The 13,365-nt window shown below is 36.9% G+C and carries 14 protein-coding genes, 1 pseudogene and 2 riboswitches; of the genes and pseudogenes, 13 read left to right on the top strand and 2 right to left on the bottom strand.

What is annotated here, in order from left to right; translation table 11 throughout:
- Window positions 1-56: 56 nt before the first annotated feature.
- Window positions 57-162: riboswitch (SAM riboswitch) on the bottom strand.
- A 329-nt stretch (window positions 163-491) separates the two neighbouring features.
- Window positions 492-639, top strand: a riboswitch (SAM riboswitch).
- 112 nt (window positions 640-751) lie between these two features.
- From mtnK to F7732_RS20485, 5 genes are all read left to right on the top strand, one after another.
- The gene (gene mtnK, locus F7732_RS20505) at window positions 752-1,942 is read left to right on the top strand and encodes an S-methyl-5-thioribose kinase (RefSeq protein WP_151575913.1); all 1,191 of its coding nucleotides are present in this window, start codon (window positions 752-754) and stop codon (window positions 1,940-1,942) included.
- On the top strand, window positions 1,939-3,000 hold the full coding sequence (gene mtnA / locus F7732_RS20500) for an S-methyl-5-thioribose-1-phosphate isomerase (RefSeq protein ID WP_151575912.1): 1,062 nt from the start codon (window positions 1,939-1,941) through the stop codon (window positions 2,998-3,000). The genes mtnK and mtnA overlap by 4 nt, the downstream gene beginning before the upstream one ends.
- On the top strand, window positions 2,997-4,079 hold the full coding sequence (locus tag F7732_RS20495; protein ID WP_151575911.1) for a sugar ABC transporter substrate-binding protein: 1,083 nt from the start codon (window positions 2,997-2,999) through the stop codon (window positions 4,077-4,079). The genes mtnA and F7732_RS20495 overlap by 4 nt, the downstream gene beginning before the upstream one ends.
- 86 nt (window positions 4,080-4,165) lie before the next feature.
- Window positions 4,166-5,710: a sugar ABC transporter ATP-binding protein gene (locus tag F7732_RS20490; protein ID WP_338024147.1), complete on the top strand. Its 1,545-nt coding sequence runs from the start codon at window positions 4,166-4,168 to the stop codon at window positions 5,708-5,710.
- Window positions 5,679-6,668 carry an ABC transporter permease gene (locus F7732_RS20485; RefSeq protein WP_151575910.1) on the top strand — a complete coding sequence of 330 codons (990 nt, stop codon included), beginning with the start codon at window positions 5,679-5,681 and terminating at the stop codon, window positions 6,666-6,668. Before F7732_RS20490 ends, F7732_RS20485 begins: the two co-directional genes overlap by 32 nt.
- Before the next feature lie 69 nt (window positions 6,669-6,737).
- On the opposite strand, the gene F7732_RS20480 is transcribed toward F7732_RS20485, so the two are convergent.
- Complete coding sequence (locus tag F7732_RS20480) at window positions 6,738-7,181, bottom strand: OsmC family protein (protein ID WP_151575909.1); 444 nt, start codon at window positions 7,179-7,181, stop codon at window positions 6,738-6,740.
- Window positions 7,182-7,381: 200 nt separating this feature from the next.
- Between F7732_RS20480 and F7732_RS20475 the strand changes: the two genes are divergently transcribed.
- The 8 genes and pseudogenes from F7732_RS20475 (at window position 7,382) to F7732_RS20440 (ending at window position 11,977) form a co-directional block, all read left to right on the top strand.
- Complete coding sequence (locus F7732_RS20475) at window positions 7,382-7,666, top strand: hypothetical protein (RefSeq protein ID WP_151575908.1); 285 nt, start codon at window positions 7,382-7,384, stop codon at window positions 7,664-7,666.
- A 27-nt stretch (window positions 7,667-7,693) separates the two neighbouring features.
- On the top strand, window positions 7,694-8,446 hold the full coding sequence (locus tag F7732_RS20470) for an exodeoxyribonuclease III (protein ID WP_151575907.1): 753 nt from the start codon (window positions 7,694-7,696) through the stop codon (window positions 8,444-8,446).
- Between the two features lie 120 nt (window positions 8,447-8,566).
- Complete coding sequence (locus tag F7732_RS20465; RefSeq protein ID WP_151575906.1) at window positions 8,567-8,869, top strand: DUF3817 domain-containing protein; 303 nt, start codon at window positions 8,567-8,569, stop codon at window positions 8,867-8,869.
- 129 nt (window positions 8,870-8,998) lie between these two features.
- Window positions 8,999-9,259 (top strand): annotated as a pseudogene (locus tag F7732_RS23525) (IS1/IS1595 family N-terminal zinc-binding domain-containing protein); the annotation flags it as partial.
- A gap of 200 nt (window positions 9,260-9,459) precedes the next feature.
- Entirely contained in the window at window positions 9,460-9,870 is a 411-nt protein-coding gene (locus tag F7732_RS20455) for a DUF4304 domain-containing protein (protein ID WP_161598923.1), read from the top strand.
- A 167-nt stretch (window positions 9,871-10,037) separates the two neighbouring features.
- Window positions 10,038-10,766, top strand: coding sequence for a DUF421 domain-containing protein (locus F7732_RS20450; protein ID WP_066445030.1), 729 nt, complete (start codon window positions 10,038-10,040; stop codon window positions 10,764-10,766).
- 1 nt (window position 10,767) lies between these two features.
- Window positions 10,768-11,136: a DUF4363 family protein gene (locus F7732_RS20445; protein WP_066445033.1), complete on the top strand. Its 369-nt coding sequence runs from the start codon at window positions 10,768-10,770 to the stop codon at window positions 11,134-11,136.
- A 406-nt stretch (window positions 11,137-11,542) separates the two neighbouring features.
- Entirely contained in the window at window positions 11,543-11,977 is a 435-nt protein-coding gene (locus tag F7732_RS20440) for an RDD family protein (RefSeq protein ID WP_151575904.1), read from the top strand.
- A 92-nt stretch (window positions 11,978-12,069) separates the two neighbouring features.
- On the opposite strand, the gene F7732_RS20435 is transcribed toward F7732_RS20440, so the two are convergent.
- Window positions 12,070-13,098, bottom strand: a complete 1,029-nt coding sequence (locus F7732_RS20435; RefSeq protein ID WP_066445038.1) for an AI-2E family transporter — start codon at window positions 13,096-13,098, stop codon at window positions 12,070-12,072.
- Between the last annotated feature and the right edge of the window lie 267 nt (window positions 13,099-13,365).

Below are 13,365 nucleotides of genomic sequence, written 5' to 3'. Positions count from 1 at the left end.
GTTAAACAGCAAAAAACCTCTTCAAATAAGAAGAGGTTAATAAAGGTATTAACAGCTTCTTATCTTCCAGCTTTTGCTGCAAGAATTAGCACCGTGTCCAATTCATTTGGATCGGTTGCCGGGTATCATCGGGCTCGTCCCTCCACCTGCTCTTGATAAGAAAATGAAATTTTATAAATTGACTGAATATATCCCGTATTATTACATCAGTCATTCATTCTGTCAATTATGAATTTTGTAAATTAAGGTTATTAGAATATACGATTGAAAATTGAATTTATTCTTGTGAATAAATTGAAAGACACTTGGCCTTATAGGGTATTACTGCTTAAAAACTATATTACGGAGGATGCAGCTTAAAAAAAAGAATCAATTTTCAATGCATTTATTAAACATGTTTAACCTTGAAGGAATTAAAAAAACATTTGACATATTCAGAAAAGTGATGCTAACATTTTCCTCAAGTAAACAACTTGAATATGTAATTTATACTCTTATCCAGAGCTGGCGGAGGGAAATTTGGCCCGATGAAGCCCAGCAACCGACCGTAATATCGTTGTGAGACGAGGCGCAGTTAAATCGCGCCAGAGGGCACGGTGCTAATTCCATTCAGAGAGAATTCTTTCTGAGAGATAAGAGGCGATAGATAATTTCGATTGCCTCTTTCTGATGAAGGAGGCATTTTTAATTTTGCTCATATAAAAATGCCGGCTTCGTATAACTCAGCAATTATATTGAGAGGAGTGGCGGCATGGCCATATTAGCAAAACAATCATACGAAAGCTTAACAGAGGATACAGCAATTAATTTAGCTAAAGAACTGAACCTTTTTCCTGAACACGCATCGTTATCTTGCAGTGAAATAGGTGATGGAAACTTAAATTTGGTTTTCAAGATTAGTGATAGGATAACAGGCACAAGTGTCATTATTAAACAGGCACTTCCATATGCAAAAGTTGTAGGAGAAAGCTGGCCGCTGACAATCAAGCGGTCAACGATCGAAGCCAACGCTTTAATAAAACATGGTGAATATGTGCCTCATCTAGTTCCAAAAGTGTTTGCAGCAGATGAACATTTAGCTGTTACCGTTATAGAGGATTTATCACATTTGGAAATAGCTAGAACTGGTCTGATCAACGGAGCTGAGTATCCTAATCTATCAAAAGATATTGGAGAATATTTAGCAAAGACACTTTTTTTAACCTCTGATTTTGCACTTCATCCTTTTGAAAAAAAACGCCTTGCAGCACAATTTTCTAACCCGGAACTATGCAAAATCACGGAGGACTTGGTTTTTACAGATCCATTCTTTAACCATGATTCGAATGATTATGAACCGGAGCTTGCTGAACTAGTTTATGAACTTTGGAAAAACACAGACCTAAAGGTTGAAGCAGCTAAATTGAAAAGGTCATTTGTAACAGAAGCAGAATCCCTTTTACATGGAGATTTGCATACTGGCAGTATTTTTGCAGGTCCTACAGAAACAAAGGTCATTGATCCGGAATTTGCTTTTTATGGTCCTATTGGTTTTGATGTCGGCCAATTTATCGGCAACTTACTATTTCAGTCTATTGTCAGAACAGGTGTAAAAAGAGAAAAAATTCATACTCACATAAAAACGACCTGGGATGTTTTTTATTCGACATTTTCTGAATTATGGGAAAGTCATAATATTGAACCTTTTTCGAAAACAGAGGGAGTGAAAGAGGATTTTTTACAAAAAGTTTTCAAGGATACTCTAGGCTTCGCTGGCTGTGAACTGATTCGCAGAACGATCGGACTATCTCATGTAAAAGACCTGGATGGAATTGAGCCTAAAGATCAGAGAATTTTGTTAAAGAAAAGGGCCATTGAACTTGGGACGGCACTCATCTTAAACAGAAGTGAATGGACTTCTATTACAGATCTCATTGGCAGACTGGAGGAGGATATATCATGACAGTTCCAGTTTCTATTCTTTGGAATGAAGATCAGCTAACCATTTTAAATCAGCAAAAGCTGCCGCATGTTATTGAATATATACATTTAGACAATATAGAAGCTGCTTTTGATGCGATTGTCAGTTTAAAGGTTCGAGGAGCACCTGCTATCGGAATCACAGCTGCCTATGGTTTGGCAATCGGAGCAAGTCAATCCTCAGCAGATAATTTAGAGGACTTTCAACAGGAGCTTCATGATCAATATATTTACTTAGCAGGTTCCCGGCCAACTGCTGTGAATTTATTTTGGGCTCTTGAAAGACTAATGGAAAAAGCAGAGACTGTGAAAACAGTGGAGGAAGCAAAGGCGATCCTTTTATCTGAAGCAATAGCTATTCACAAAGAGGATGAGGAACATTGCCGGAAGATTGGTGAATATGCACTGGCTGTACTTGGTGATTACAGAAATGTTATGACCATTTGCAATGCAGGTTCTATTGCCACAGCAAAATATGGGACAGCACTGGCACCTTTTCATTTAGGCGCAGAAATTGGCAAGGAGTTTCATGTTTATGCATGTGAAACCAGGCCGATATTTCAAGGATCCCGTCTAACGGTTTGGGAGCTTCAGCAATCAGGTGTAGAGGTAACATTAATTACCGATGGCATGGCTGCTCACACGATTCAGGCAAAAGGAGTTCAGGCAATCATTACAGGTGCTGATCGTATAGCAGCTAATGGTGACAGTGCCAATAAAATCGGAACTTTGGGATTGGCTATATTAGCCAAAGCTTTTAAAATCCCGTTCTTTATTGCTGCGCCCTCATCAACTTTTGACTTAAATTTTGCAGAGGGTACACAGATTCCAATTGAAGAAAGAGATGAGAAAGAAATAACTCATATTGGTGAAAGCAGAATTGCGCCACAGGGAACGCTGGTATATAACCCTGCATTTGATGTGACCCCTAATGAATACATAACAGGGATTATAACAGAAAAAGGAATTATCTATCCTGATTATCAAAAAAACATTCATAATACGCTTGGTGATCAAATTGGAGAGGAAGTATCACGATGAAAAAACCTTTAACACTGGTGTTTATAACGATTATTTCACTACTTGTCTTATTAACAGGGTGTCAGCCCAAAGGGGAAAGTGCAAGTGAGCCTGCAGGAGGAGAGGCTTCTGCAGATCAAAAAGAGCATCCTTTAGCTAATAAAAAAATAGCTCTCATTATGCAAATTAATTTAGGAACCTTTTCTGCTCAATACATTGAAGGTGTAAAAGAGCAGGCAGAAAAATTCGGAGGAGATGTGACCGTTTTTACTTCTGAAGGTGATTTGGCAAAAATGGCTTCAAATTTGGATGCAGCAATCAACCAAAAATTTGATGGGATTTTAATTGATCACGGTACGAAAGAAGCCCTGACTGCAGGCATTGAAAAGGCAGAGGAAGCAGATATTCCTGTAGTCGTTTTTGATGCTGACGTAGAGGTTGAGGGAGTTCCTGTCTTACAGCAGGGTGATGAGCAAATGGCTGAAATGACATTAAATAAGCTTGCAGAAGATGCTGGAGGAAAGGCGAATATCGTAAAAATATGGGTAGCAGGCTTTGCTCCAATGGAACGCCGGCAAATTGCTTATGAACAATTTATGCAAAGCAACCCGGACATTAAAGAAGTTGCATCTTTTGGAGCTGCAACTGCCAATACAGCGCTCGATACTCAATCACAAATGGAAGCAATATTAAAGCAGTTTCCAAATGAAGGAGATATTACTGCAGTGTGGGCTGCGTGGGATGAATTTGCCAAAGGAGCAGTTCGTGCGCTTGAACAGGCTGGACGAACGGATATTAAGGTTTATGGCATCGATATGAGTGATGAGGACCTGCAGATGATTCAAGCAGAAAATAGCCCTTGGGCTGCAACAGCAGCTGTTGATCCAAAGGATATTGGACGTATTCAAGTCCGGTATTTATATCAGAAAATCAATGGAGAATCTCCAGAAGACAAAATCATTTTAGATCCTGTATTTGTTGAAAAAAGCAAACTGCCTGATCATTCTATTACAACTGAGGAACTGCACGAGTATATTGATGGCTGGGGAGTAAGTGATCAAGGCTACACTGCTGATCTTAAAGAACTGGAGGGCAAATAAATAGTAACAAATTATCTTTCTATTTAATTCTGAGCTGTCTATGAAATGAACATGTAGACAGCTCCTTACATGCAGAGGTGAATACTTTGGCAAATGAACAAATACTGAGAATGAATCATATTGAGAAATCCTTCGGAAAATCAAAAGCTTTAGATAAAGCCTCCTTTGATTTGAGAAAGGGTGAGGTTCATGCACTCCTAGGTGCTAATGGAGCGGGTAAAAGCACTCTGATGAAAATCTTGTCTGGTGTATATGAGCCTGATGCTGGGGACATTTTACTGCATAACCAAGCTGTTGTTTTTAAACATCCTAAATCTGCGAAAGACCATGGTGTCTTTTGTGTGTATCAGGAAGTAGATACTGCCATTGTTCCTGATTTATCTGTTGCAGAAAATATCTTGCTGGATACTTTCGCAGCTGATAAGAGTTTATGGGTTTCGAAAAAGAAGCTGCATAAAGAAGCAAAGCTGGTTTTAACACAGCTGCAAGCAGATACAATTGATGTTGAGCGGCAGGCATTCGAGCTTTCACTGGCTGAAAAACAGCTGGTGTTAATTGCAAGGGCTATGATTTCACAAGCAAAGATCATTATTTTTGATGAGCCGACTGCTCCCTTATCTGTCTTCGAAGCAGATCGTTTATTTCAAATCATCTCTCATTTAAAAGAACAAGGAGTAGGCTGTATTTATATTTCGCACCGATTGCCGGAAGTGTTTAAGATCAGTGATCGGATAACAGTCATGAAGGAAGGCAGGAATATAACCTCTGGACAAACAAAAACGATGTCTCAACAGCAGGTAGTTGAAGCTATGCTTGGTAAAGTGTTAGAACAATTTGTAGAGGCAAAGGAAAAGTCAATTGGAGATTGTTTGCTTGAAGCGGAAAAAATCTCTGATGGAAGAAAGCTTCGGGATTTGTCTTTTACTGTTTCAAAAGGTGAAGTTTTAGGAATAGCAGGTTTAGTTGGTGCTGGGAAATCAGAGCTGGCCAAAGCGATAGCAGGTGCATCACCTATAAAGACCGGAATATTAAGAAAGTCAGGCAGGAAATTGAATATCACACATCCGCACGATGCGATCACATCAGGAATTGTGCTTGTACCAGAGGAGCGCCGGAAGGAAGGACTGTTTATACAAGAGTCACTTAGTATAAATACTACTTTTCCAAATCTAAAAAGATTTTCAAAAGGCTCAATATTACAGAGAGCGAAAGAATCAGCATTTGCCAGCTCTGTAATATCTGCATTAAATGTGAAAACAGGCAGCACAGAAACACGATTACACCATTTGAGCGGAGGCAATCAGCAAAAAATTGCAATTGGGAAATGGATGTCTGTTCAGGCTGAAGTCTATTTATTTGATGAGCCTACTAAAGGTGTCGATATTGGGGCAAAAGGAGAAATTTTTAGTTTGATTCATCAGCTTGCTGAGGAAGGCAAAGGGGTCATTTATTTTTCCAGCGAAATTCATGAATTACTGGCCATCTGTGATCGTGTTCTCGTCATGTATGATGGGGCATTTGTGAAGGAATTTTCACGGTCAGCAGCAACACAGGAAAAAGTGCTGCTGTATGCCAGCGGGGGAAGGGAAGAGCGATCAGATGAAAGAAAAGAGCATACAATTTCTATTTAAATATGGAGCCATTCTTTTACTTGTTTTCATTATTATATACTTTAGCATGATTAGTCCTGCTTTTTTATCTTACGGAAATTTCACAGATATTTTGAGATCTATATCCATTGTAACCGTCCTGGCGCTCGGAGTGACCTTCACATTAGTTGTAAATGGATTTGATTTGTCGGTTGGTTCCACAATGTCATTGTCTACCGTTATTACAGCATCGTTAATGGTGTGGTATGATTTGCCGTTATGGCTTGTTCTTTGTTTGCCTATAGTAGTTGGGGTATTAGTTGGGGTATTTAATACTCTTTTAATTGTAGTCATAGGTATCCCAGACTTGCTTGCTACACTTAGTACCATGTATATCGTGGCTGGGCTGCATCGTACCTATACAGAAGGATACTCTATTTATAATCATATGCCGCTCACTTCTGGAGGAACTGCCATTGGAGAACTTTCAGAAGCCTTTCTTTGGATTGGGCAGGGCAAGGTAGCAGGTCTTCCTGTTCCAGTTTGGCTTATGATAGGACTGATCGCTCTAGCTTATTTATTCCTAAATCATACGAGATGGGGCCGGATTTTTTATATGACTGGCTCAAATGAAGAAGCAGCAACGTTATCAGGGGTAAAGGTTCGTAAGGTAAAACTGGCTGCATATGTTGTGTCAGGAATTTTTGCTTCGATTGCTGGGATTTTATTTACAGCTCGAGTAGGTTCAGGCCAAATTGATGCTGGTGCCCCTCTATTAATGGAAGCTGTTGCAGCTGTGTTTGTAGGGTATTCGGTATTAGGAGCAGGTAAACCAAATGCACTTGGGACCTTTTTTGGAGCTGCTGTTATTGGAATTCTCTTAAATGGACTGACCATTTTAAATCTTCCTTACTATGCATTCGATATAATTAAAGGCGCTGTCCTTGTAATGGCACTTGCTGTAACGTATGTGTATGCAAGGAAGCGAACAGCTGCATGAAAAATAGATAAATAGAATGCGAAAAATGCCTTCTTTCAGCATTTTTCGCTTTTTTTAAGTGAAAAAATTTTATCCAATTCTAATGGTTAGCTCTAATTCAATTTCTACATTGCCTTTTAAAGCCCTTGAAATCATACAGGAAGATTCCGCTTTATGTGCGAGTTTTTCTGCTAATAATCTTTGCTTTTCCGATGCATCTGACTCTAATACCAGCACCGGCTTATGAATAATCTTTTTATAAGTAATAACCCCTTTTTCTGCTTCCACCATGCCAATTGAGTCCATTGAAAGCATCTTCTTATTGATTTTGCTTCGCTCCAGCATGGCGGCTAATGTAATGATATAGCATGTAGCTGCAGCTCCCAAGAGCATTTCATCTGGATTTGTTCCTATACCTGGTCCATCCATTTCTGGCGGTATAGAAATTTTGGTGGTTAACCCTTTTGTTGTCAAATCTCCGATGTCATTCCTCTTTCCTGGCCAATTTGTATATAAATGAAATTCATGAAGCATTACATCTTCTCCTTTCAAACACCACTCATAATTTAGATAGTGATTCTTTAGTAGATATTATCATAACAAAAAGAAGGACCAGAAAAAAATTGAATGATTAGAAGCAGACTAATGAATTTATTGTAAATGCTGACCTTTTAAAAATGCTCCTTATCATGTAAACTATTTTTATACATCGTTAAGTTATTTAGGAGGATCCTGTGAATTTAGTAGATTGGTTGTTTAAAACAAGAAATACTTTAACAGAATTTATTGCTGTTTGTTTTGGTTTCTTTTTTGCTATTCTAATTCCAAATTTATTAGATCTCAGCAGGGTACAAACAGTTTTATTTATTGTTATGGTATTTTTATTAACGCGAGCTTTGGAATGGATTTTTGCTAAGGCTGCCGGTGAGCGGGACCGGAGCATCCCTTTTTTTTATTATTATGGCATGATTATCTTTATTCCAGCTCTAGTTTATCTATCCGTTGTTTTCTTCAAATAAGCTGCACAGTAAGGAGTTATTAACAGCATGAAATTGGTTTCTTGGAATGTAAATGGAATAAGAGCATGTGTAAAAAAAGGTTTTATAGATTATTTTCAAAATGTGGATGCTGATATTTTTTGCATTCAGGAGTCTAAACTGCAGGACGGTCAGATTGATCTGCAGCTAGAAGGATATCATCAATATTGGAATTATGCAGAAAGAAAAGGATACTCAGGTACTGCTGTCTTTACAAAAGAAAAGCCTTTATCCGTTTCTTATGGGGTTGGTGAAAATGTTTCTGAAGAGGAAGGACGTATCATTACCCTCGAATTTAAAGATTTTTATCTTGTCAATGTGTACACGCCAAATTCTAAAAGAGATTTAACACGGCTTTCATATAGACTTGAGTGGGAAGAAGAAATTCTCAAATATTTAATAGAGTTAAATTCAGTCAAACCTGTTGTGTATTGTGGTGATTTAAATGTTGCACATGCAGAAATCGATTTAAAAAACGCAAAATCGAATCATGGCAATTCGGGATTTACAGCAGAGGAACGAAGTAAGATGACAAACTTACTTTCAAGTGGTTTTGTTGATTCTTTTCGATATATGTATCCTGACAAAGAAGGAGCATACACATGGTGGTCCTACATGGCGAAAGTAAGAGAACGCAATATTGGCTGGCGTATTGATTATTTTTTAGTATCTGAGAGCCTTAAAGAGCAAATTATAGATGCTGATATTCATTGCGATATTATGGGCAGTGACCATTGTCCCATCATGCTGGAATTATCCTAAGCAAAGGGAAAGGCGTTTTCAGAAAGCGTCTTTCCGCTTTAATGACTATAGTAACTACAACAGGATGAATCGTCTATTACAAAACCTAGATACAATATGATATATAAGGAGAATGAAATGATGATTAAAGATACAATTGGTCAATTTCGTTTAATGGGATTTATTGAAGGCGCTTCCTTGTTAGTTTTGTTATTCATTGCGATGCCTTTAAAGTACGCTGCTGGAATTCCAGAGGCAGTGCGGATTGCCGGTTCATTACATGGCTTTTTCCTTATTTTATATCTTTTTGTTATTGCTTTTGTAACAATAAAAATAAAATGGTCATTTATTTGGGTTCTTAGTTCGGTAGCGGTAGCATTTATACCATTCGGAAATTTTATCCTAGATCGTTATTTAGTTAAATCCTCTTATCATCATCCGTAAATACTCTTGCCACAGTAGTTAACTGTGGTTTTTATATTTTCCTCCCTTCTTCGCAAAAAAACTTCTTTGTTAATGGCTCTGTTAAAGGTAAATGTTGATATTTGAAAACTACCGGGGAGGTAGGCAAAGTTGAGCAAAGCGTTCAGTAATCTATTGAAACATATCGGTAATTTACCACACACAGAAAAAGAACGTGTTTTCCAATGGGTAAAACGTTATGTTGAACCTGCTTCCTCGGTCGTTGGTCGTCTAATAAACGAAATGCGAGAAACTCGTTTCAATGAAGGCTTTGAAGGTCCTAACTGTGCATCGGAACACGTTGTAAGGTTTGGAAAATACAATGGTCTCCAACGCTATCGTTGTAAATGTTATAGTAAAACATTTACTGATAGGTGTGGCTACAAAGTATCTCGACAACTATCTTGCGTGGTTCTTGTTTGTTGATAGTCGAAGTAACGAAAGTACAAAACACAACATTAAAGAATTTTTTATTAACATCATTTGTATTTGAAATGACCGATACTTATAATAGTTTACGTCTATCTAAATTGGCTATTTAGTCAATTTTATAATGAATGGAGGTATCTAATGTGAATGATAGAAAAATGATGGATCTTGCACTGAAAAACGTCGTAATACCGATATTAAGAGAACAAGGATTCAAAGGTTCATTCCCGCACTTTAGAAGAATCAACGAAAACAATATAGATTTGATCACATTCCAATTTAACAGATGGGGAGGTTCATTTGTTGTTGAGTTAGCTTCTTGCCCCAAAGATGGGACAACTATGAATTGGGGAGAGAAAATCCTTCCGAATAAAGTAAATGCTCAACATATGAATGACCGTTTCAGATTAGGAGCGGAGTCTTTAGAAGAGGATGGAATTTGGTATGATTACGAAAAAGCCATCACTGAAGAAGATTATTCCAAAGTTGCTGAATGTGTATTAAATCATCTTAAAACATCGGATAGAAATTGGATTTCATATCTAATACGATAAATCTACATAGTCGGAAGTTTCTAAGATATAGGAACCTCTAATTTTTTTATCAATAAATCAACAGTAAAGTTTAAAAGAGCCTCGATAATAAACAATCGATGAATTAAGAGAATGGAATATAAAGTAATGACTTATACTATCTGTATCCAATATATGGAGTGGATAGAATGAATGAAGCAGCTGTCGTAGCGGTGAGATCAATTATTGCGTTTGGTTCCCTGTTGATATTCGCCCGATTCCTTGGCAAACAGCAAGTGAGCCAAATTACTTTCTTTGATTATATATTAGGCATAACAATCGGCTCAATAGCGGCAAACCTGACGACAGACTTAACGAGTGAAGCTTGGCCGCATTGGATTGGACTTATTACTTGGACCTTTATGGTGTTCATCCTGCAAGTCGTCACTTTAAAATGGAGAAAAGCCTCTGTTTATTTAGACGGGGAACCAGCCATCGTTATTATGAATGGTAAGATAATGGACGGAGTGATGAAAAAACTTAGATATCGAATTTCTGATTTACAAGAGCAACTAAGGGAGAAAGGTGTATTTAATCTCGAGGAGGTTGAGTATGCGATTATCGAGAAAGATGGACAAATCTCGGTAATGAAAAAAGCAGAATATATGCCGCTGACTGCAGAGGCTGTTCACTTGAAACCCCGTTATAAAGGATTAGGTACGGAGTTAATTTATGATGGTGTTATCATTGAAAATAATCTGCAGGCTGTGAATCATTCAAAGAAATGGCTGGAAGAAAAAGTGAAAGAACATGGTTATAAGGATGCCTCAGAAATATTTCTTGCCATCCTTGATCCATCTGGTGCGTTTTTTATTGACGGCTATCGGGATCATTTTCAGCATTTTACAGATATAAGTGATTATGAAGGACTTCAATGAAATGAAACATTTTATTTTATATAAACTGATACCAGTAGTCATTCTCCTCTTCTTTATTGCTATTATGCAGTCAGGTATTATATTAAAGCAGCCATTTTCTAAAGAGGAAGACATTTTATTTTATATAGAAGCGATTGAGTCAAATATTGTTTCTGAACAATGGGATATAGCATCAGCAGAACTAAAAAATCTAGAAGAAGCATACAGCAAAGTACAAAAGAGAATACAATATAGTGTTGAGAGAGACGAGCTTGATTCCTTTACGACTTGTATAAAAAAAACAGAAGGATATATTCAGGCTCACGGACAAGGCGGTGCTTTGGCTGAATTGAGTGAAGCAAGGAACTTATGGGAAGGCTTAGGGAATTGAGTTGATTGCTGTCTTCTTAAAATATAGCGAAAAACATAAAGCATTAAAGCAATTTTGAATTACTGCGAGTTAGAATGTACTGATTTCATTTGTTGCAAGGCAAGATAAAAGCCTGGAGATCTCTGTAATTAAACAGAATTTCACTGGGCCTTTTTGTTTTTCAGAAAAAATGAAAGTCCTTTAAAAAGTAAAAAGCTCATTCTGCAGGTTAAAAATAGGAAAGAATTCTGATAAAGTTATTTGTTGGGACCAGTAATCATATATTATTTATGAAAAAACTAAATGTCCATGAAAAATAAAAATAAAGGACATTGATAATTTTTGTCGAATTGATTACGAGCTGATCAATTGATACTTAAGTTAGAAGTAGAGGGTAGGTCATTATAACTGGGGTTGGTGAAACATAATGAATGACGAACATGATTTTAGAGAACATGCTGGATTTTGGATCAGACTTGGAGCTGTACTTCTTGATGGTCTAATTATTCATATTCCAATTGCAATAATTTTCTTCTTAATAACAGGAGACATTAACACGGAGTGGATGGATACATGGGTATATACACTTCTCAATGAAGCTTATTTAACGATTGTGCCAGTGTTATGGGGCGGATATGTTATTGGAAAAAGAATTTGCGGAATACGAATAAAACGAATAGATGGAAAAAAGCTGACATTGCTTACGATGATTTTACGTGAAGTGATAGGATTATATCTGCTTTCTATGGTCACATTTGGGATTTCGATGATTGTCAGCGCAATCATGGTAGGGGCAGGGAAACAAAAACGAGGTTTGCATGATTTAATCGCAGGCACATATGTAGCTCGCAACAATTATTGACATTAAAGAATTGATAATAAGAAAAAGCCAGATAGTAACGACCATCTAATGGTGTTATCTATCTGGCTTTTTGTTTTGAACCTAATCAATCATCACTGTACGATTTTTGGAGGTTTTTTATCTCGCACTTCTTGAACTTCTAAAACATCTAACAAGAATACAAATACCGGAATTCCGACAATCAGTCCCCAGACACCAAAGAAATGCTCAGAGAAGATCAGTACGATAAATGTATAAAAAACAGGTAAATCTGTTTTTGATGACATAAGCTTAGGGTTTAAAATATAAGCTTCAATCGCATGGATAATCATAATGACGATCAAGATATAGATCACATGCATAATTCCGCCAACCGTGTAAGCAATCGTACATAGCGGGAATAAAGATATGATCACTCCTGCAACTGGGATTAATCCAAGGAAGAAGATTAAAATGGACAAGCCCATTAGATGTGGAAAATCCATAATCCAAAGTGCAAAAGTAGTAAGTACACAGTTTACAGTTGCAATAATAAATTGGGCCTCAATTACTTTACCAAACGTTTTGACAAATTTTGAACCAAAAAAAGCAATTTCATTATAAAATGCGCTTACTTTGCTGCTCTTAAACTTCTTTGTAAACTGGACTAGTTTTGGCTTTTCTATTAGGAAGAATAAGCTTAATATTAATGAAATCATGATGTGCATTCCAATTTTGCTAACGTCAGAGAAGTACTTCAGCAAGAAGGTAAATCCTTGTTCCAGATAGCTTGTAATTTCGTTTCTGGCCAGCATTTCTGTTAAGTAGTTCAAAATTGGATTATCATGCTTTTGAGTAAAGAACAGCTCAAGCTGATTAACAAGCTGAGAAATCTCAAAGATGATTACAGGCAGGTATTTAACAATACCGACTGAAAGCAGTCCGATAATGGACATATAAAGTATTAAAACTGTAACAGTACGGTTGATATTTACTCTTTTCTGAACTAAATTCACTAATCTGTCCATAAGAAACGAGAGTATAAACGTAAGCAATATGACATTAATCATGCTTTTTAGTAAAAACAAAGCAACAACAAGAATGCCAAATATGATAAACCTTTTCAACCCGTTATTCTCAACCCATGCTTTAAATGTATTCATTAATGTTGTTTTCCCCCAGTGCAGATAAGATCCCCTTTTAAAAGTTATGAAAGTGTTATCTTTTTATTCATCATAGCACAACTTGCTCATTACTTCTCAAGAGATGTCTCAACAATATAAAGATTGTTATTATTATTTTATATTATTTTTAATTGTTTTCAAATGCAAAAGTGTGATGTCAGAAAAAAAAACTAGAGAATTAGTACTAAATACATGAACGACAAAGCTAGATGAAATGAATTCATGAAACATCGCTAGAGTAATCTT

The organism is Bacillus mesophilum, from assembly GCF_008923265.1.
GTDB lineage: Bacteria > Bacillota > Bacilli > Bacillales > Cytobacillaceae > Cytobacillus > Cytobacillus mesophilum.
Note: the sequence above shows the minus strand (reverse complement) of the source record. Positions and strands in the feature narration are given on the sequence as shown.